This is a genomic window from Streptomyces noursei ATCC 11455, assembly GCF_001704275.1.
Classification (GTDB): Bacteria; Actinomycetota; Actinomycetes; order Streptomycetales; family Streptomycetaceae; genus Streptomyces; species Streptomyces noursei.
The window spans coordinates 7,922,013-7,940,559 of sequence record NZ_CP011533.1; the positions used below are offsets into that span (position 1 = coordinate 7,922,013).

The window sequence follows — 18,547 nt, forward strand, 5'->3', positions numbered from 1 at the left end:
CGTCCGCCGGACGGCCCGGGCCCGCCGCCCGCCCCGATCCCAGGACTCCTGATGAGCCGCCCCCGCACCACCGCCCCGGCGCCGGCCGCCCGGCGCCGCTCCGGCGCCCGCACCCCCGCCGCGCTGGCCGTCCCCGCGCTGCTGGCCGTCGCGTTCCTGCTGATGCCACTGCTCGGCATCCTCGGCCGCACCAGCTGGGGCGACCTCGGCACGCATCTGACCACCCCGGGAGTGCTCGAAGCGCTCCGGCTGTCGCTGCTGGTGTCGTGCTGGGCGCTGGGCCTGTCGCTGCTGCTGGGCGTCCCGCTGGCCTGGCTGCTGGCCCGGGTCGACTTCCCCGGCAAGGTGCTGGTCCGCTCGCTGGTGCTGCTGCCGATGGTGCTGCCGCCGACCGTCGGCGGTGTCGCCCTGCTGCTCGGCTTCGGCCGCCGCGGGCTCCTCGGCCCCTGGCTGGAGGACAGCTTCGGCATCGTGCTGCCGTTCCACACTTCGGGCGCGGTGGTCGCGGCCACCTTCGTCGCGATGCCCTTCCTGGTCATCAGCCTGGAGGGCACCCTCGCCGGACTCCGCCCCAGCTACGAGGAGACCGCGGCCTCCCTCGGCGCCTCGCCGGTCCGGGTCTTCTGCACCGTCACCCTGCCCATGGTCGCCCCCGGACTGGCCGCCGGCGCCGCGCTGACCTGGGCCCGGGCGCTCGGCGAATTCGGCGCGACGATCACCTTCGCCGGCAACCTGCCCGGCACCACCCAGACCCTGCCGCTGCAGGTCTATCTGCTGCTCCAGGACTCCCCGGAGGCCGCCACCTCGGTCTCCCTGCTGCTGCTCGTCATCGCCATGGCCGTCCTGGTGTGCCTGCGCGGGCGGTGGACGGGCGCACCCCCGGACCGCACCGGACGCGCGGTCAGGTCCAGCGGTGAACCGGCCGATGACGACGGCGGTGCCGTGGGCGGCGGCGTCGAGGCCGGGGCGAGCACCGGGCACCCGGAGCCGGCGGCACCGGAGTCGTCCCCCGGGGGACGCTGGCCGCTGCACGCCGAGGTCACCGGCTTCACGGAGCTCACCCTGGAGGCGGACCCGGGCACCACCATCGCCGTCGTCGGCCCCAACGGAGCCGGCAAGACCACCCTGTTGCGCGCCCTGCTCGGGCTCACCCCGCGCGCCCGCGCCGTGCTGCACCTGGGGGAGAGCGACGCCACCGCCCTGCCCCCGCACCGCCGCGGGGTCGCCTGGGTCCCGCAGGACGGGGCGCTCTTCCCGCACCTGACGGCGCTGGCCAACACCGCCTACGGACTGCGCGCCCAGGGCGTCCGGCGGGCCGAGGCCCGGCGCACCGCACAGCACTGGCTCGACCGGCTCGGCGTCGGCGCGCTCGCCCACCGCAGGCCCGCCCAGCTCTCCGGCGGCCAGGCCCAACGCGTCGCGCTGGCCCGCGCGCTCGCCGCCCGGCCGCGCCTGCTGCTGCTCGACGAACCGCTCGCCGCCCTCGACCAGACCACCCGGGCACACGTCCGGCACACCCTGCGCGGCCATCTCGCCGACTTCGGCGGGGTCTGCCTGATCGTCACCCACGATCCCGTCGAGGCGGTCTCGCTGGCCGATCGCGTCCTCGTCCTCAACGGCGGACGCGCGCTCCAGGACGCGCCGCCCGCCGAGGTCACCCGTCATCCGCGCTCTCCCTGGGTGGCCCGGATGCTGGGCCGCAACGCCTGGCCCGGTACCGCGGACGGCGAGGGGCTGGCGCTCTCCGGGCGTGGCCGCCTGGTCGTCGCCGACCGGCTCCCCGAGGGCACCCGGGCGCTGGCGGTGATCGCCCCCGAGGCGGTCTCGGTGCACCTCGAAAAGCCCGCGGGCAGTCCGCGCAACGTCTGGCCCGGCACCGTACGGGAGATCACCGCCGCGGGCAGCCGGCTGCGGGTGCTCGTCACCTCGCCCGAGGCACCCGATCTCGTCGCCGAGATCACCCCGGCGGCGGCCCTGGAACTCGGGCTCGCCGACGGCGCCACCGTCTGGACCAGCGTCAAGGCCACCGAGGTGACGCTGACCCAGCTCTGACGGGGCGTCAGAGGCGCGGTGCCGGCGGGCCGTTCGTCAGTGCGGGGCGGCTGCCGGCTCCAGTACGAAGACCGGTATCCGACGGTCCGTCTTGCGCTGGTAGTCGGCGTAGTCGGGGAACGCCTCGACCGCCCGCGCCCACCACAGCACCTTCTCCTCGCCGGTGACCTCACGGGCCGTCATGTCCCGGCGGACCGGGCCGTCCTGGAGTTCCACCCGCGGATCGGCGCGCACGTTGTGGTACCAGACGGGATTCCTGGGTGCGCCGCCCAACGACGCCACCGCCGCGTACACCCCCTCGTGCTCGACCCGCATCAGTGGGCTCTTGCGGAGCTTGCCGGACCTGGCGCCGCGCGAGGTCAGCACGATCACCGGAAGGCCGCGGATCGTGGTGCCCTGTGTGCCGCCGGATCCCTCGTACCGCTCGACCTGCTCGCGGACCCATGGGGTCGGGCTCGGTTCGTACTCTCCCTGCAGGGGCATGCCGTCCGTCCTCTCGTCGAAGACCACTGGTCCCGGAAGACTCCTGGTCTTCGGAGAACGGCGGAGCCGGCCCGATCATTCCGGCCCCGCCGCATTCCCCGCTCAGCCCCGGCGCCCGACGCCGGCCCACCGGGTCAGGAGACCAGCTCCACCGCCCGGCTCCGGCTGCGACGGTGCTGCTCGGCCCAGTTCTCCAGCGCCGCCTGGCAGGCGTGGTCGACATGGCGCAGTCCGCTCAGGTCGAGCTCCACGTCCCGGTCGGCGGGCAGTGCCTCCAACTGGTCCAGCAGTTTCGGCAGTCGCAGGAAGGTGGCGTTGCCGACCGCCCGGACCCGCACCGGGCCGGGGACGCCGGGGATGTGGACCTCCAGATGTGCCTGGGAGGTCTCCCACGCGGTCTTGGCCACCGCCAGCAGCAGACCGATCAGCACGCCCTCGAACATGTTCACCGTCACGATGGCGAGCGCGGTGACGCACAGCACCACCGCCTCACCGCGGTGCGCCCGCCACAGCGGCCGCAGCTCCCGCAGCGGGATCAGCTTCCAGCCCGCGTGCACCAGCACACCGGCCAGCGCGGCGATCGGCACCACGCCCAGCGCCGCCGGGAAGGCCGCCGCGAACAGCAGCAGCCACACCCCGTGCAGCACCCGGGACGCCTTGGTCCGGGCCCCGGCCTGGACGTTGGCGGCACTGCGCACGATCACCGCCGTCATCGGCAGCGCACCGAGCACCCCGCACAGCGTGTTGCCGGCGCCCTGGGCCATCAGCTCCCGGTCGTAGTCGGTCCGCGCACCGTCGTGCAGCCGGTCCACCGCCGCCGCGCTGAACAGCGACTCCGCGGACGCGATCAGTGCGAACGCCAGCACCGTGCCCAGCACGCCGAGCTCGGTCAGTCGGCCGATGTCGGCCAGCCCGGGCGGCTGGATCGCGTCCAGCAACCCGCTCACCTCGACCCGGGCGACCGGCAGGTCCAGCACCCAGACCGAGGTGGTGGCCAGCGCGACCGCCGCCAGCGGGGCCGGCAGCACCCGCGCCGCGCGCCGCCACCGCGGCCACAGCACCAGGACCGCGATGGTGCCCGCCCCGATGGCGAGCGCCGTGAGCCCGGTGCCGGACCGCGCGGTGTCCATCACCAGCCGCGGCAGCGCCCCGATGTTGGCCAGGCCGCTGCCCGGCGCCTTGGCGTCCATCAGGGCGTAGAGCTGCCCGGCGATCAGGACCAGTCCGATACCGGCCAGCATGCCCTGCACCACGGCGACCGAAATCGCCCGGAACCAGCGCCCCAACTTCAGGGCGCCCATGGCCAGTTGGAGTATGCCGGCGGCCAGGACCAGGGCGCCCAGCGCGCCCAGGCCGTACTCCTTGACCGCTTCGAAGACCAGCACCGTCAGGCCGGCGGCCGGGCCGCTCACCTGGAGGCTGCTGCCGGGCAGCAGTCCGGTGACCAGCCCGCCGACGATGCCGGTGACCAGCCCCAGTTCGGCCGGTACGCCGGAGGCCACCGCCACCCCGACACACAGCGGGACGGCGACGAGGAAGACCACGAGGGAGGCGGTGAAGTCCGCCCGGAGGAAAGGGAATCGCTTCATCACGTGCAGCTCGCCTTCACAGGGGGAGGAACGCGTCGGCGGCCGGCTGGTGCACGGACACCGACCCGGTGTGCACCTCGTAGAACCAGCCGTGCAGCCGTACCTCGCCGGCGTCCAGCCGCTCCCGCACACACGGGTAGCCGCCCAGTCGGACCAGCTGTTGGCACACATGGCGTTGCACGGCCGTGGTGACGGCCGGCCCGTCGTCGCCGGGGAGTTCGTCGGAGAGTTGGAGCGTCAGCCAGTCGCGGACCGACGGTGCGCCGGTCAGGTCCTCGCCGCGGGCCCGGGCGCCCACCGCGCCGCAATGCGAGTGGCCGCAGACGATGACGTCGGCGACGCGCAGGACCCGCATCGCGTATTCGATGGTGGCGGCCTCGGAGCTGGCCGCCATGCCTTCCTGGTAGACGGGCACGGCGTTGCCGGCCGTGCGAAGTTCGAAGAGTTCGCCGGGTCGGGCCCCCGTGATCAGGGACGGGACGACCCGGGAGTCGGAACAGGTGATGAACAGGGCGAGGGGGGACTGGCCGGCCGCCAGCCGGCCGTAGGACTCCTGTTCTTCGCGCTGCGCGGCTATACGGGCGGTCAGGCCCCGGGCGTGCTGAATGAAGGTCTCCACGAGGAGGTCTCCTGCTGAAGGGTGATGCCACCGTGGGGATGGCGAGGATGTGCGGCACTCGGACGGCGGGGCGCGGCGCGGGGCCGTCGCCCGCCGCGGGGCCGATCAGCAGCGGAAGACGCAGTGGAGAAGGGGGAGTCGGGTCGGTCTGGGCGAGGCCGGCGCGCTGTCGGTGGCCGGATCGTGCCCCGGCGCGGTGTCCTCGCCGGCGGCGCCGGCGAGCTGTGGCGGCAGCGGTCGCCGGGTGGGTGCGCTCTCCTCCGCGGCCGGCGTCAGCCGCCGCGGGCGGCTGCGCTCGGTCTCGCGCTTGGAGTGCTTCTCCTCCTCGGAGTTGGTGCTCGCGGCGGCCGGTGCGCCGGGTTTGCCGAGCGCACCGGCCGCCGGGCGCGCGGGCTTGGCCGCGTACGCCGGTGCCGCCGCGCCGAGCAGGAAGGTCAGGACGACGGCGAGCGCGGTCAGCGGAAGACGGCACAGGGCCGGTATCCGGGGGCGTCGCCCCGGTATGCCGGTGTCCTTGCGCATCGTCGTCCTCCGCATCGCCCCATGTCGTCGGGGGCCGTTGGGTCGTTCGGCAGGTGTGGGGCCGCCGCGCGCACTCGGCGCGGCCGGCCGCCGCTGGGCACGGTCCTGGTCGTCCGGGAGCGGTTCCGGCCGCGTGCGCTTCGCGCCGCCCGCGGCTGTCCGAAACCGCGCTCTCATAGTTCAGCATCCAGGTTTCGGGTATGAAAACGAGAAATGACGCCATGTTGCGTGTTTTCTCAGGAACAACGGGCGCCGCCATCTCCCCGTGCGGCCAGTACGGCCACAGGCACCACGGCCGCCGCGAGCACCCCGCAGACCAGCGCCAGCACCGGGAATCCGCTCGTGGCCAGCAGCGGTCCGGAGGCCATCCCGCCGGTCGCGCCGGCCAGCGCGATCCCGACGTCCACCAGTCCCTGGGACGCGGCACGGCGGGCCGGCGGCAGTGCCTCGGTGACCAGCGCGGTACCGCTGACCAGCCCGAAGTTCCAGCCGAGGCCCAGCAGTACCAGCGCCACGGTGAGCCCGGGCACCGAGTGCGGCGGGGCGAGGGCGGCGAGCAGCCCGGCGGCCAGCAGCGTCACCCCGGACGCCACGGCGACCCGGTGCGGCCCGGCCCGGTCGACCCACCGCCCGGTGAGCGGCGACGGCAGGAACATCGCCCCGACGTGCAGCGCGATCACCAGCCCGGCCGTCTCGGTGCCGTGGCCGTGCGCGCGCAGATGCACCGGGGTCATGGTCATCAACGCGATCATCACCAGCTGGGTCAGCAGCATCACCGCGGTGCCGGCCGCCAGGCCGCGGCGTCGCCCGGCGGTCGGGCCGGGGCCCGCGGGGGAGGCCGTCCGGTCGTCCGGCGGGCCGTCCGCGCGCCGTTCGGGCGACGGCGGTTCGGGCCGCAACAGGCAGGCCAGCACGGCCGCCGCGGCCCCGAACGCGGCGGCGGCCAACAGGAACGGCCCGGCGAGCCGGGGCACGCCCCAGGCCAGCGCCAGATCCCCGGTCACCGTCACCAGATTGGGGCCGGCCACCGCGCCGAGCGTGGTGGCGAACAGCACGGTGCTCACCGCGCGCCCGCGCCGGTCCGGCGGGGCCAGTTCGGCTCCCGCGTAGCGCGCCATCAGGTTGGTCGCGGTGCCCGCCCCGTACACCAGCAGGGACGGGAAGAGCAGCAGGGCGCTGTTCAGAGCGGCGGCGGCCACCACCCCCAGACTGCCGAGCACCCCGGCCCCGTACCCCAGCACGAGCCCGGGGCGGCGCCCCCAGCGCTGGGAGAGCCGGCCGATGGCCACGGCACCCAGCGCCGATCCGGCGGTGAACAGGGCACTGGGCACCCCGGCCAGCCCGGTCGAGCCGAGCATGTCCTCGGCGAGCAGTGCACCGACCGTGATCCCGGCCGCCAGGCCCGCCCCGCTGAGCACTTGGGAGAACACCAGGACGGCCAGTGGCCGGCGCGGCGCGGCACCGTTCATGCGGCCGGCGGCTCCAGCGCCGCGATCTCCGTCAGGGACATCCCCATCGTCCGGTGCAGGAAGCGGACGATGGTCCAGTGCGGCAGCGCGTCCTCGTCGAACGGGCCGAACTCCCGGCAGTACAAAGGGATCCAGCGCAGCGCCTCTTCGAGCGCCTGGGCCCGCCCCGGCTCCTGCTGGTACGCCTCGTAGCCGATGCTGCGGTGCTCGATGAAGAAGCCTCCCGGGAGCCGTTCCTCGCACAGGGCGCGGTACTCGCGGGTCTGCAGGATGAGGTAGTGCCAGATCTCGTCGATGTCCTGCTCGACGGGCAGGAACAGCCCGCCGAGCCGGTCGCGGTGGCGGGAGACGAGGTAGAGGTAGCGCAGGCACTCGGTGACCTGGCGCGCCACGAACTCCCGTGGGGCGCCGGTCTTCTCCTCGAAGTGCGCGAGGACTTCGGCGTGCAGCGGTGCGCCGAGCAGGTCCCGCAGGTCCTCCTCGGATATCAACCGGTGCGGGGCGGCCGTGGCGGGTGCGGTGGCCGCGGACGCCGGCGCGGTCCGGTGGGTCATGCTTCTCCTCTCGCCAGCCAGGAGTACTTCCCGGACCGGCCGATGGGGATGTGCGGACGGTGGTCGAGCCGGCAGTGCCGGCCGGTGAGTTCGGCGATGCTCCGCTCCAACGCGGTGGTCTCCGCCGGCCCCAGGGGCGCGCCGTGGAAGGTCGTATACGCCAGCCGGGCCTCGGCGGTGCCCACCAGGCGCAGCTGGTGGACGAAGATCTGCGCGGTCGCCTCGCCGATGCAGCGGTCCAGGTCGCCCTGGGCGACCGGGCCGTCGTGCGTCCGGAGCAACTCCTTCTGGCGGCCGCAGAACTGGGCGATCCGCCCCGGGTCGGGGGTGCCGTCGGTGGTGCGTACGCAGTCGCCCGAGCGGTACCGGATCAGCGGCATGTAGGGGTTGCGCACGCTGGAGACGACGAGGTGGTACAGGGTGCTGTCCGGGGCGACCGGGTGGAGTTCGACGCTCATCTTGTCCAGGTGCGGGCGGTAGTTGCCGCGACGGTCGCTGGAGTAGAGGTAGCCGAGTTCGGTGCTGCCGAAGAGGTCGATGATCGGGCAGGCGAAGTGCTGGTGCAGGAAGCGCCGCACGTTCACCGGCGTGTACTCGTAGGCGTGGATGATGCTGGCGGGCGGCGGGAAGTCGTCCCACAGCCCCCATTCGCCGACTTTGCGGACCAGGTGGGCCAGGTGGTAGCCGGAGCAGTCGAGGTGGTACCAGCCCTCCGGGTGCGCCTCTTGGGCGGTGCGTATCTCGGCGAGCATGCGGACCACGTCGTCGCGGCTCCACAGTGCCGGGTCGAGCCGCAGGTTCACGTAGCACGTGCGGTCGTCGAGCCGGCGGTCGTCGAGGCCGGGCACGGGGTCGGGCGGGGTGCCGCGCTTGGCGGCGTTGACCCGGGCGACGTGTTCCGTGGCCAGCACGGTGGTCAGGGAGACGCGGCGGCAGCCGGCTTCCCAGGTCGCGGCGAGGTCGGGGTGTTCGCTCCACAGTTGGTAGTAGGAGCGCAGCAGGAAGTACGGGGGCCGGATGAGCTGCATCCGGGCGTGGTTGGTGCCGGTGGAGAGCACGAACTCGGCCTCGCCGGACTCCAGCGCGGCGGCCAGCCGGGGAGTCATCCAGTTGTCGGGGAAGCCGCGGGCGATCTCCGGCTTGTCGAGCACCGGGAAGTGGCCCTTCGCCAGTGACGCGCGGTAGATCGGGATGTCGCGGATCTGCTCGATGACCTCGGCGGTCGGCTGGCCTTCCATGGGGTCCCTCGGGTGTGTGCGCGGGCGGGGAGCCGCCCGGGGCGTGGGGTGCGTGCGCCCACCGGCGGGCCGGCGGCGGGGGAGTGGCCGCCGCCGGCCCGCCGGGGCGGTCGGTCCGGCGTCAGGAGATACAGCCGCGCTTGGGCGCGGCGCTGATGCAGCCGGCCTTGGGGGCGGCGCTGATGCAGCCGTTCTTCGCCGTCCGCGGGTCCGACCCGGCGGAGTTGGCGGCCACCCAGCTCTGCCAGACGTCGTCCTGGGCCATCTTCTTGATGAGCTGCTCCATGGGGACCTCCAAAGGTGTGGAAAGGGGGGGACGGCATCCGGCGGTGCGGTGATGACCTGCGCCGATGCCGACGTCAATGAAGGTAAAAGGATCGCCAAGTGAATGTCAACGATAGGCAATGTCGGGCTGCCCGGAAGGCGTTTCGGCGCGCCAACTTTGGCGGGATCCCGCCGCGGTGGCCGACGGCGGAACTATCTGATGTGCAGTCACCTCGCCGAGGGAGGCGGCACGGTGCGAGGGGCCGCCCGGCGGGCGGGACCGCGGCGACGGGGCCCGGGCCCGATGCGTTCGGGTGACCTCCTCGGCGGGACCGTCGCCGGCCCGTCGCGCGCGGGAACGATCACGATCGTCCACCGTCCAGCCACCCCAGGGAGCCCGCTGTGCGCATCCTGCTCCTCGCCGACGCCTTCAACAGTCTGACGCAGCGCGCCTACGCCGAACTCGCCGACCGCGGCCACCACCTCGGCGTCGAACTGGTCACCCGCGCCACACCACTGGCCGCGCTGGTGCCCCGGCACGCCCCCGACCTGATCGTCGCGCCGATGCTCACCACGGTCGTCCCCCGCGAGGTCTGGTCCACCTGGCCCTGCCTGATCGTGCACCCCGGGCCGCTCGGCGACCGCGGCCCGTCCTCGGTGGACTGGGCCGTCCAACAGGGCGCGGAGCGATGGGGCGTCACCGTCCTCCAGGCCGACGACGAGATGGACGGCGGCGACATCTGGGCGACGGCCGACTGCCCGGTCCCGGATGTCGGCAAGAGCGACCTGTACCGCAACGAGATCGCCGACGCGGCGATCGAGGCGCTGCTGACCGCCGTCGCCCGCTTCGCCGTCGGCACCCACCGCCCGGAACCGCAGCGCACCCTCCCCGCGGACCGGCTCCTCGGCCGCCCCCGGCCGCGACTCCGCCAGGAGGACCGCCGCATCGACTGGGCCACGGACCCCACCGAGACCGTGCTGCGCACCCTCCGGGCCGCCGACTCCCGCCCCGGCGTCCGGGACGAACTCCTCGGCGGGACCTGGTTCCTGCACGGCGGCCACCCCGAGGACACCCTCACCGGGCGCCCCGGCGCACTGCTCGCCACCCGCAACGGCGCGGTCTGCCGGGCCACCGCCGACGGCGCGGTGTGGATCCCCGAACTCCGCCCGGCCCGCACCCCGGGCGGACCCGCTGCCGTCAAGCTGCCCGCCACCCTGGCGCTCGGCGACCGCCTCCCGCCGCTACCCGAGATCCCCGCCCCCCTGGAGGCGGCCGACGGCGCCCCGCGCACCTGGAGCGACATCCGCTACCACGAGGACGGACCGGCCGGATTCCTACGGTTCTCCTTCCCCGGCGGCGCGATGAGCACCGACCACTGCCGGCGACTGCTGGCCGCCTACCGCCACGCCTGCACCCGGCCCACCTCCGTCCTGGTCCTGGGCGGGCAGCGGGACTTCTTCTCCAACGGCATCCACCTCAACGTCATCGAGGCCGCCGCCGACCCCGCCGCGGAATCCTGGGCCAACATCAACGCCATCGACGACCTCGTCGAGGCCGTGCTGACCACCACCGACCGGCTGGTGGTCGCCGCCCTCGGCGGCAACGCGGCGGCCGGCGGCGCGATGCTGGCGCTCGCCGCCGACGAGGTCTGGTGCCGCTTCGCCGCCGTCCTCAACCCCCACTACCGGCTGATGGGGCTCCACGGCTCGGAATACTGGACGTACACCCTGCCGCGCAGGGTCGGCCCGGAAACCGCCGCGCACATGAGGGACCGTGCCCTGCCGATCACCGCGGCGCACGGCCAGCGGCTCGGCCTGGTCGACCGGATCGTCGACTGCACCGCGCAGGAATTCGGCGACCACACCGGACGGCTCGCCCGCCGGCTCGCCGATTCCCCCGGCGTCCAGTCCCGGATCGCCGCCAAGAAGGCCCGCCGGGAGAGCGACGAGGCGCGGCGCCCGCTCGCCGCCCATCGCGACGACGAACTGGCCCGAATGCGGCGCACCTTCTTCGACCCGGACGCCCCCTATCACGCCCTGCGCCGCGCCTTCGTCCGCAAGGAAGGCCCCTGCGGCACCCCGGCACATCTGAACGCCGGTGCCCCGGGGGCGAGCGCGATGCCGGGAGCCCATGACTGACGGGGCGCCCACAGCCGAACGGGCCGGCGGCCGTTGTCGTACGTCGGCCGCCGGCCCGTCCACCCGTACCGGCTACGCCGGCGGAGTCACGGCGTCGGCAGGTACTTGTAGCCGATGCCGAAGACGGTGGTGATCAGCTTGCGCCGCCCCGGGCCCAGCCGCCGGCGCAGCCGGGCGATGTGCACGTCCACCGTGCGGTCGCTGGACCGGCAGTCCGGCCAGACCGCGGCCATCAGCTGCTGCCGGGTGAAGGCCCGCCGCGGGTGCAGCACCAGGTGGGCCAGCAGGTCGAACTCCAGCCGGGGGATGTCGATCTGACGGCCGTCGATGGAGACGGTGCGTGCCGCGGTGTCGATCTGGATCGGGTCGGGCGCGAACTCGCCGGCCGACGGCTGCGCACCGGCGACCGGTGCGGTCGGTCCGGCGCACGGCGGGGCGAGGATGATGTGCAGCTTGTCCGAGGTCAGTCGGTGAACCGACACGGGTTCCAAATCGTGCAAGGTGAGTTGCCACTTGCCGTCGGGGAGCCGGTCGACCGCCAAGGGTGGCCCTCCGCCGGGGCCGGCCTTTGCCGGCCGGCCGAAATCGGCATCCGGTCGCAACGCAAGGGGGGTCGTCGACGCGTTCATAAACATGATCTGGGCCCATTCCTCTTGCAAAGCAGGCGTGTTCGGACAGACATGGCGGTGCTCGGCGTGCGGCGTGCGGTACCGCTGTGCCGCGAACGCTGTGCAGCCCGGTGAGAGGCCGGGCCGGTACACCGACACTCGTGATGCGGGTGCGCCCAACGGGCCGAACACCCTCCCGTCCCTGTTGGGGAGAGCGCTCGCGCCCGTGCCCGTACTCGGCCATGACGTGAACAACCGTCACGTCACCGGTCCGAACGAACGCTACATGTGATCGCGCGCTTCCGGATAGTAGCTTCCGCTAATTACGGTTGCTCTTGAGCCGATTTCATGTTTGGCGGCCTTCGGGCCGGTCGGCGGTCCGTAGGGACGGGTCGTCGACCTCCTGGGAATCGTTTCCCTGTCCGGCGATTCCCTTATGCATTCCTTATGAAGCCTTCTGCCGTCGGTGCCGGTGCCGGTGCCGGTGTCGGCGCCGATGCCGATGCCGGGTGCGGTGTCGCCGTACCGCGTCGAGAAGAGTAAGGGTTCTGCCGAATAAGGGCATTACATCAAGGTGGGGCTACACCCTCGCCCTGGCCGGACTGCTCCTGGGGACGGGCTCGCTCGGCGACGCCGGGACCGGGCCCGGGCCTTCGCCGTCTGGGGGGGGCGGTCGCCGGCGCCGCCGGCATCGGCAACGTCGCGGGCGGCATGCTCACCCAACTGCTGTCCTGGCCATGGATCTTCTACGGTGCGCTGCCGGTCTGTGCCGTGGCGCTGTGGCCGGCCACCAGGGTGCCCGCCGACCGCGCCCGCGGCGCGGCCCGGATCGACTGGCCGGGAATCGTCACCTTCAGCCTCGCCGCGACCGGCATCACCTTCGGCTTCATCCGCGGCGGCGAGGCCGGTTGGGGCGATGGCTCGACCCTGTTGGGCTTCGGCCTCGGTGTGGTACTGCTGCTCGCCTTCGCCCTCGTGGAGCGCGCGGCGACCCGCCCCATGGTGCCGCTCGGGCTGTTCCGCAAGCCCGCCTTCAACGGTCTGCTGCTCGCCTCCGGCGCCTACTACCTCGGCGGGTTCGCCTTCCTGCCGGTGCTCTCCCTCTGGCTCCAGAACGGCGCCGGGCTCAGCGCGTTCGCCACCTCCCTCGTCATCACCGCCCAGCCGGTGGCCTTCTTCGCCACCTCCGCGCTGGCCGGCGGCGCGCTGCACCGGATGCCCGCCCGGTGGAGCGTCGGCGGGGGAACCCTCCTGGTGGCGGCCGGGGACCTGCTGCTCCTCCTGGTCGTCCAACCCGGCGCGAACTGGCCGGTGTTGACACCGGGCTGGTCGTCACCGGCGTGGGCGCCGGGCTGGTCTCGCCGGTCCTGCCGGCGCTCGCCATGGCCTCGACGGATCCGGCCCACAGCGGCGTGGCCGGCGCGGCCGCCAACAGCGCCCGCCAGCTCGGACTGGCGCTGGGCATCGCCCTGTTGGGCACCGTCTTCCACCGCTCCGTACCGGGGACCGGGGTCGGCGCCCCACCGGTGACGTACGGGGAAGGTCTGGGCGCGGTGTTCCTCGTCGCGGGTGCGGTCGCGGCGCTCGGCGGAGCGGTGGCATGGCTGGTCTGCGGGAAGGAGTGAATATGCCAAACAAAAGCTCCCGCGCGGTGGTTCCCGTTTCAAACGCCTTGTGGCGAAAAGGTGCGGAACCAGATATTCCAGACGACTGTTTTCGAGATGGGGAGGAAATGAGTAGGGTGTGGGCCGCTGCCGACTGACCAGCGGCGGCGGTCCAGCCGAATTCGGCATGGACGGAATGCGCGGGTGCCGCGAGGCACCCGCGTGGACCGGGAGGGGAACATGCCGGCCGGCTCTTTCGAGGGGCAGTACGTATGGAGTCCAGCAGCCGATGACCGGGCGCTGGCGCGAGCGTGTATGGATGTCCGGGCCGGGCGCTACTTGAGCGCTCATGAGGTACTGCGGGAGACCCGGCAGGATTTCGAGCTACGGGCCCACCGGTCACTGGTGCTGGCCTCCGAGGCGGCCGGTACCGACCTGGCCGAACGCTGGCTCGCCGAAGAACCCGGACCGGACGCCGCCCTGTTATGGGCGCGGGTGGCGATGCTCCGGACCCTGCGCATGGCCGACGCCGGCGACCGCCGGGCCGGCGCCCTGGAGCGGATAGCGCGCACCGCCTGCGAACGGGCCGCGAAACTGGCCCCCGAGGACCCCACCCCCTGGGTCGCCCGGCTCGCCCTGGCTCGTCTCGACCGCCCGCAGGACCCCGCCCCCCAGGGGCTGTTGACCTCGCCCACCGGGCCCTGGTATCTCTTCGCGCACGTCCTCCGGCTCGACCCCTGGCACCGCGAGGCCCACCACCGCTTCCTGTCCTTCTTCTTCACCCGGTACGGCGGCTCGTCCAGCGCGAGCTGGGACGTCGCCGCCTTCCTCAGCCAGCGCGCCGCGGCTTCCTCGCCGCTCCGGCTGCTGCCCCTGGTGGCACTCGTCGAGGACTACAACCCCGACATGCTGCTGGCCGACCATACCTGGGAGCAGCCGCAGTGGATCACCGCCGCCACGGGCGTGCACCGCAACTGGTTCCCCACCGTGGCCGGATACCGCTTCACCCCGGTCGTCGATCTGGCCTATCTCGCCCATGCGCTGTTCATGGCGAAACACGAATTCGAGGCCCGCGAAGTCCTCACGGCCATGGGCCCGTATGCCTCCCGAATGCCCTGGAGCGCCTTTGGCGACCCCGAGGAGCAATTGACAAAAGCCCGGAGAGCGTGCGGACTTCCCGTCCCGCACGCTCTGTGACACGCCGACCGTATACCTTCGCCGCAGCATTCACCCCCCACCCGCAGAAAGGTTCCGGCAGTGCCCGAGCGTACGTCCTCCCCGACCCGCGTAAAAACCCGCTCGAAAACTCCGCAGGGCGTGGACCCCGCCGCCCTCGACGACGACGCGACCCTGCACGCCATGGGCTATCCGCGCAAACTCACCCGCAGATTTCGCGCCTTTGACAATTTCGCCATCTCCTTCACCATCATCAACATCATTTCCGGCATCTTCTCCTCCTTCGGCTTCGGCCTGAACGCCGGCGGACCGCGGATCCTGGTATTCGGCTGGATCGGCGTCTCCGTCATGGTGTTGTTCGTCGGAGCCGCCATGGGCGAGATCGCCTCCGCGTACCCGACCAGCGGCGCGCTCTACTTCTCCGCGGGCAAGCTCGCCAAGCGCCACCAGGGCGCCTGGTCCTGGTACACCGGCTGGCTCAACTTCGTCGGCCAGGTGGGCGGCACCGCCGCCACCAACTTCGCCGCCGCCACCTTCATCCAGGCGTTCATCGCCATGCAATGGCCGTCCTATCAGCCCACCGCACCGCAGACGGTCGGCATCACCGCGGCGATTTTGCTGGTGCAAGCGTTGGCGAACACCTACACCGTCCGACTGGTCGCCGTGCTCAACCGGATTTCCGTGTGGTGGCTGCTGATCGGCATGGTGGTCATCGTCGCCGCCCTCGCGCTGATTCCGACACACCATCAAGAGCCGTCCTTCGCCACCCACTTCGTCAACAACACCGGCTTCACCAACGCCCTTTACGGCGGAATGCTCGGTCTGCTCGTCACCAGCTGGACGTTCACCGGCTTCGACGGCAGTTTCCACATGTCCGAAGAAACGGTGAAGGCCACCGTCAATGCCCCGCGCGGGATCATGCGGGCGATCACCTGCTCCGCGCTCACCGGACTGGTCCTCATGCTCGCTCTGGTGTACGCCATCCGCGACTATCGCGGCGCCGCGGCGGACGACGCCCCGCCGGTACGGATTCTCATCGACGCGCTCGGCGTGCACTCCGCGAAGTTCCTGCTGCTGATCGTCATCGGCGCCATGCTCTTCTGCGGACTCGCCAACATGACCAGCAACACCCGGCAGATCTTCGCCTTCTCCCGCGACGGCGCGATGCCCGGCTCCCGTTGGTGGCACTCGGTCTCCGACCGCACCCGCACCCCCGTCAAGGCCGTCTGGCTCGCCGCCGTCTGCTCGCTGCTCCTGGTCGTCCCCGGCTGGTGGTCGCACACCGCCTTCACCGCGGTCGTCAGCATCAACGTGGTGGGCCTCTTCCTCTCCTACGGCGTGCCCATCTTCCTCCGCCTGCGGCTCGACGACTTCCAGGCCGGACCGTGGAACCTCGGCCGCTACGGCAAGCCCGTCGCCGCGATCGCCGTGATCTGGATCGCCCTGAGCAACATCCTCTTCATGCTGCCGCAGCAGTACCCGGTCACCCCGGAGTCCTTCAACTACGCGCCGATCGCACTGGCGGTGGTCCTGGTGATCGCCACGGTCTGGTGGTTCGCCACCGCCCGCCGCCGCTTCCAGGGGCCGGTCAGCTACGGCAGCCCCGACGAGGTCGCGGCCATGGACCTGATCTGACCGAAGCCCCCATCAGAAAGGGACGCACCCCCCGATGCGACCGACCACCCGCACCGCCCCGGCCCACGACGGCGAACTCGCCATCACCGCGGCCCCGTTGGACCTCTGGCACGAGATCGTCGGCTGGACCGCCGACGAGGGCTGGAACCCGGGCGAGGGCGACATCAGCCACTTCCACCCCACCGACCCCGACGGCTTCTTCCTCGGCCGCCTCGGCGACCGCACGGTCTCGGCCCTCTCGATCGTCAACTACTCCGACGACTACGCCTTCTTGGGCTTCTACCTCGTCGCCCCCGGTCTCCGCGGTCAGGGCCTCGGCCTCGCCACCTGGCGCGCCGCCTTCCCGCACGCCGGGGCCCGGACCGTCGGCCTGGACGCGGTCCCCGCCCAGCAGGCCACCTACCGTCGGGCCGGCTTCACCCCCGCGCACGACACCCTCCGCTACACCGGCCGCCCCACCCCCGGCGCCCGGCCCTCGCCCGACACCCACCCGGTCACCGCCGCCCACCTCGACGCGATCACCGCATATGACCGCCGCTGTTTCCCCGCGGACCGCCGCGACTTCGTCGCCCGCTGGCTGACCGCCCCCGGCCACACCGCCCGGGTCCACCTCCGGGACGGCCGGGTCGCCGGCTACGGCGTGCTCCGCCCGGCCCACTCCGGCCACCGCATCGGCCCGCTCTTCGCCGACACCCCGGAGACCGCGGAGGCCCTCTTCGACGCCCTCACCGCCCACCTCGACCCCGCGGACGAGGTCAGCATCGACGTCCCCGAACCCCGCACCCCCGCCCACACGTTGGCCACCGCCCGCGGCCTGACCCCCCGTTCCCACACCGTCCGCATGTACACCGGCCCGGTCCCGTCCGCGGACGCCGCGCACACCTTCGGCGTCACCAGCCTCGAACTGGGCTGACGGAATCCGCTCCGGAACGCGACCGGCGTGTCCCGCGCCCCACCACGGGGGGCGGGGCACGCCGATGCCCTCACGTTCGAGCGCGGGCGCGCGGGGTGTACGGGCGGGGCGTTCCGGTCGCCCGGTCAGTGGGCGAAGACCGTGCTCGCCAGGGCCACATGGATGGCGGTGCCGCCGAGGATGCTCAGCAGGGGGTTGCGGCGCCACCGGTGCAGGCCGACGGTGACGGCCAGAGCCGTCAGGGGGCGAGGGCGCGCGGTTCGGTCACCGGCAGGTCGCGCAGGCAGTGGACGAGCAGGATGACCATGACGCCGGCGGGCATGCGGGGGCTGAGGTGCTGGACGGTCGCGCTGGCGCGCAGCGGGGCGAGCGCGGCGAAGGGGAGGGCGCGCAGGGCCCACGTGACGGCGACGGAGACGGCGACCGCCGCGACGAGGTAGCGGGTGTCAGGCACGGGCGGACCTCCTGCCGGTGACGAAGTGGCGGGCCAGCAGCCCGGCGGTGAACAGGGCGAACGCGGCCGGGAGCACCTGGTCGGGGAAGACGAGGCGGGCGGCCAGCGCGCCGAGCAGGGCCAGGGCGGGGGTGGGCAGATCGCCCGCCGAGCGGGACGAGACCCAGGCCCACCGAGGCGGAGTCCTTCAAGGCGGCGCGGGCCTGGGGCGGTGTGCGGGGGGAGGGTGCGGGAGGCGCGGGCCGAGCGGGGGCGTCGACACGGGCCGAAGGTATTGCCATGTCGGGTCAAGCGCATGGAGGAGGACGGTGTCATCTCCGGCTACCGGGCCGTCATCGATTCCGCGGCGATCGGCCGCGGCCGGACTACTTCCTGCGCGTCGCGGTCGCCGACCGCGCCGCCTACGAGGAGTTCCTGACCCGCAAGCTGACGGGCCTGCGCGGCGTGCTGCGGGTGGAGTCCCATCTGACGATGAAGAAGATCAAGGCCCGGTATCCACAACCCCTCCGCGGGCTCATGCATCAACACTCGATTGCCCACGGGATACATGACCGTGGCCAACGGCACCGACGCCATGGCACTCGTCTACAACTGTCCCGGCTGTTACGGCCAGGTGGTCTCCGTCGTGCCGCCGCTCACCAGCGGCGTCGCCGAGAATGCATACAGCGTCTTCGTCACGGACCCGGTGGGAACCTGACCGAGCCAGAGCTGGCGCAGGACCGACGGTCGACGGCCCCCAGTCCATGACCATCCGGCCGGTGACAGTCGTCGACGATGCAGAGGCCCGCACGCTCAGCTGGCCGGGTACGAGGCTCCCTGGCCGGCTACAACGCTCAGTCACGAGGGTCGGCCATCTTCACTCGTGTGAGTGCTGCGCCGTAATTCGAACACGTGATGCAATTTTGGTTGTGACCGACTACGCCTTTCCCGCCGACCTCGTACAGGCTCAGTCCGCCTGGTACGCCGCCTATCAACAGCTCGCCGCCGAGGAGAGTCCGGCGCGCACGACCGTGTTGCGCCGCCGACTTCAGCGGCTCTCCGTGGAGATCGCCACGCACCCCTACTGGGCCGACATCCCCGGCCACGCCCCGGCCGCCCGGATGGCGCTGAAGGAGATGGCCTGGGAGGTGCGCCGACCATGACGCCACGCACGGGCGCCCGCGGCAGCGCTCGCCGCCGGCCTGGAGCAGGCCGGGCGGGCCGGGTACGACGCCGCGCCGTCGGCCTG

Annotated in this window: 18 protein-coding genes and 1 pseudogene; 8 read left to right on the top strand and 11 right to left on the bottom strand. The window is 72.7% G+C overall.

Translation table 11 applies throughout. From position 1 onward, the window contains the following. Positions 1-51: 51 nt before the first annotated feature. Positions 52-2,052: an ABC transporter permease gene (locus SNOUR_RS33835; RefSeq protein WP_067354704.1), complete on the top strand. Its 2,001-nt coding sequence runs from the start codon at positions 52-54 to the stop codon at positions 2,050-2,052. Positions 2,053-2,088: 36 nt separating this feature from the next. Here the strand turns inward: SNOUR_RS33835 and SNOUR_RS33840 are convergent, their stop codons facing one another. The 8 genes from SNOUR_RS33840 to SNOUR_RS47310 all read right to left on the bottom strand — a co-directional run bounded on the left by SNOUR_RS33840 (position 2,089) and on the right by SNOUR_RS47310 (position 8,812). After that, a complete protein-coding gene (locus tag SNOUR_RS33840) occupies positions 2,089-2,535 on the bottom strand; it encodes a nitroreductase family deazaflavin-dependent oxidoreductase (protein ID WP_067359002.1) in 447 nt (148 codons plus the stop codon). 134 nt (positions 2,536-2,669) lie between these two features. Beyond that, complete coding sequence (locus tag SNOUR_RS33845) at positions 2,670-4,124, bottom strand: SulP family inorganic anion transporter (RefSeq protein ID WP_067354707.1); 1,455 nt, start codon at positions 4,122-4,124, stop codon at positions 2,670-2,672. A gap of 16 nt (positions 4,125-4,140) precedes the next feature. After that, the gene (locus SNOUR_RS33850; RefSeq protein WP_039638438.1) at positions 4,141-4,743 is read right to left on the bottom strand and encodes a carbonic anhydrase; all 603 of its coding nucleotides are present in this window, start codon (positions 4,741-4,743) and stop codon (positions 4,141-4,143) included. 105 nt (positions 4,744-4,848) lie between these two features. Continuing rightward, complete coding sequence (locus SNOUR_RS33855) at positions 4,849-5,265, bottom strand: hypothetical protein (RefSeq protein ID WP_067354710.1); 417 nt, start codon at positions 5,263-5,265, stop codon at positions 4,849-4,851. Between the two features lie 236 nt (positions 5,266-5,501). Then, on the bottom strand, positions 5,502-6,734 hold the full coding sequence (locus SNOUR_RS33860) for an MFS transporter (protein ID WP_067354712.1): 1,233 nt from the start codon (positions 6,732-6,734) through the stop codon (positions 5,502-5,504). Further along, on the bottom strand, positions 6,731-7,288 hold the full coding sequence (locus SNOUR_RS33865) for a glycine-rich domain-containing protein (protein ID WP_067354721.1): 558 nt from the start codon (positions 7,286-7,288) through the stop codon (positions 6,731-6,733). Before SNOUR_RS33865 ends, SNOUR_RS33860 begins: the two co-directional genes overlap by 4 nt. Beyond that, the gene (locus tag SNOUR_RS33870; RefSeq protein ID WP_067354723.1) at positions 7,285-8,526 is read right to left on the bottom strand and encodes a phenylacetate--CoA ligase family protein; all 1,242 of its coding nucleotides are present in this window, start codon (positions 8,524-8,526) and stop codon (positions 7,285-7,287) included. The genes SNOUR_RS33865 and SNOUR_RS33870 overlap by 4 nt, the downstream gene beginning before the upstream one ends. Positions 8,527-8,647: 121 nt before the next feature. Next, positions 8,648-8,812 carry a hypothetical protein gene (locus SNOUR_RS47310; protein ID WP_167739077.1) on the bottom strand — a complete coding sequence of 55 codons (165 nt, stop codon included), beginning with the start codon at positions 8,810-8,812 and terminating at the stop codon, positions 8,648-8,650. A 380-nt stretch (positions 8,813-9,192) separates the two neighbouring features. Here SNOUR_RS47310 and SNOUR_RS33875 point away from each other — a divergent pair, with 380 nt between their 5' ends. Then, complete coding sequence (locus tag SNOUR_RS33875) at positions 9,193-10,929, top strand: hydrogenase maturation protein (protein WP_067354724.1); 1,737 nt, start codon at positions 9,193-9,195, stop codon at positions 10,927-10,929. Between the two features lie 86 nt (positions 10,930-11,015). Here SNOUR_RS33875 and SNOUR_RS33880 read toward each other — a convergent pair whose 3' ends face one another. Then, positions 11,016-11,411 (bottom strand): winged helix-turn-helix domain-containing protein, encoded by a 396-nt coding sequence (locus SNOUR_RS33880; protein ID WP_312634356.1) that lies wholly within the window; start codon positions 11,409-11,411, stop codon positions 11,016-11,018. A gap of 837 nt (positions 11,412-12,248) precedes the next feature. Here SNOUR_RS33880 and SNOUR_RS33885 point away from each other — a divergent pair. From SNOUR_RS33885 to SNOUR_RS33900, 4 genes are all read left to right on the top strand, one after another. Then, positions 12,249-13,067, top strand: a complete 819-nt coding sequence (locus SNOUR_RS33885) for an efflux MFS transporter permease (RefSeq protein WP_067354728.1) — start codon at positions 12,249-12,251, stop codon at positions 13,065-13,067. Between the two features lie 314 nt (positions 13,068-13,381). Further along, the gene (locus tag SNOUR_RS33890) at positions 13,382-14,338 is read left to right on the top strand and encodes a SirB1 family protein (RefSeq protein ID WP_067359003.1); all 957 of its coding nucleotides are present in this window, start codon (positions 13,382-13,384) and stop codon (positions 14,336-14,338) included. A gap of 162 nt (positions 14,339-14,500) precedes the next feature. Further along, a complete protein-coding gene (locus SNOUR_RS33895; protein WP_067359004.1) occupies positions 14,501-15,952 on the top strand; it encodes an amino acid permease in 1,452 nt (483 codons plus the stop codon). Positions 15,953-15,986: 34 nt separating this feature from the next. Next, positions 15,987-16,865 (top strand): GNAT family N-acetyltransferase, encoded by an 879-nt coding sequence (locus SNOUR_RS33900; protein ID WP_067354731.1) that lies wholly within the window; start codon positions 15,987-15,989, stop codon positions 16,863-16,865. Positions 16,866-16,990: 125 nt separating this feature from the next. Here SNOUR_RS33900 and SNOUR_RS33905 read toward each other — a convergent pair. Continuing rightward, positions 16,991-17,319, bottom strand: a pseudogene (locus SNOUR_RS33905) (branched-chain amino acid transport AzlD family protein). A gap of 321 nt (positions 17,320-17,640) precedes the next feature. Next, positions 17,641-17,784, bottom strand: a complete 144-nt coding sequence (locus SNOUR_RS48575) for a hypothetical protein (protein WP_312636291.1) — start codon at positions 17,782-17,784, stop codon at positions 17,641-17,643. On the opposite strand from SNOUR_RS48575, the gene SNOUR_RS48580 reads away from it, so the two are divergent. Both SNOUR_RS48580 and SNOUR_RS33915 read left to right on the top strand, forming a co-directional pair. Continuing rightward, entirely contained in the window at positions 17,734-18,066 is a 333-nt protein-coding gene (locus SNOUR_RS48580) for a hypothetical protein (RefSeq protein ID WP_312636161.1), read from the top strand. The genes SNOUR_RS48575 and SNOUR_RS48580 overlap by 51 nt on opposite strands. A gap of 161 nt (positions 18,067-18,227) precedes the next feature. Further along, positions 18,228-18,461 (top strand): DUF8825 domain-containing protein, encoded by a 234-nt coding sequence (locus SNOUR_RS33915; RefSeq protein WP_079143035.1) that lies wholly within the window; start codon positions 18,228-18,230, stop codon positions 18,459-18,461. Positions 18,462-18,547 lie beyond the last annotated feature (86 nt).

Bases quoted from the DNA above. Each gene is read 5' to 3' on its own strand.
- SNOUR_RS33895 (WP_067359004.1), top strand. From the start codon at position 14,501: ATGGGCTATCCGCGCAAACTCACCCGCAGATTTCGCGCCTTTGACAAT.
- SNOUR_RS33890 (WP_067359003.1), top strand. From the start codon at position 13,382: ATGCCGGCCGGCTCTTTCGAGGGGCAGTACGTATGGAGTCCAGCAGCC.
- SNOUR_RS33885 (WP_067354728.1), top strand. From the start codon at position 12,249: ATGCTCACCCAACTGCTGTCCTGGCCATGGATCTTCTACGGTGCGCTG.
- SNOUR_RS33865 (WP_067354721.1), bottom strand. From the start codon at position 7,288: ATGACCCACCGGACCGCGCCGGCGTCCGCGGCCACCGCACCCGCCACG.
- SNOUR_RS33870 (WP_067354723.1), bottom strand. From the start codon at position 8,526: ATGGAAGGCCAGCCGACCGCCGAGGTCATCGAGCAGATCCGCGACATC.
- SNOUR_RS33855 (WP_067354710.1), bottom strand. From the start codon at position 5,265: ATGCGCAAGGACACCGGCATACCGGGGCGACGCCCCCGGATACCGGCC.
- SNOUR_RS33840 (WP_067359002.1), bottom strand. From the start codon at position 2,535: ATGCCCCTGCAGGGAGAGTACGAACCGAGCCCGACCCCATGGGTCCGC.
- SNOUR_RS33860 (WP_067354712.1), bottom strand. From the start codon at position 6,734: ATGAACGGTGCCGCGCCGCGCCGGCCACTGGCCGTCCTGGTGTTCTCC.
- SNOUR_RS33835 (WP_067354704.1), top strand. From the start codon at position 52: ATGAGCCGCCCCCGCACCACCGCCCCGGCGCCGGCCGCCCGGCGCCGC.
- SNOUR_RS33900 (WP_067354731.1), top strand. From the start codon at position 15,987: ATGCGACCGACCACCCGCACCGCCCCGGCCCACGACGGCGAACTCGCC.
- SNOUR_RS47310 (WP_167739077.1), bottom strand. From the start codon at position 8,812: ATGGAGCAGCTCATCAAGAAGATGGCCCAGGACGACGTCTGGCAGAGC.
- SNOUR_RS33845 (WP_067354707.1), bottom strand. From the start codon at position 4,124: ATGAAGCGATTCCCTTTCCTCCGGGCGGACTTCACCGCCTCCCTCGTG.
- SNOUR_RS48575 (WP_312636291.1), bottom strand. From the start codon at position 17,784: ATGGGACTCCACCCGCAGCACGCCGCGCAGGCCCGTCAGCTTGCGGGT.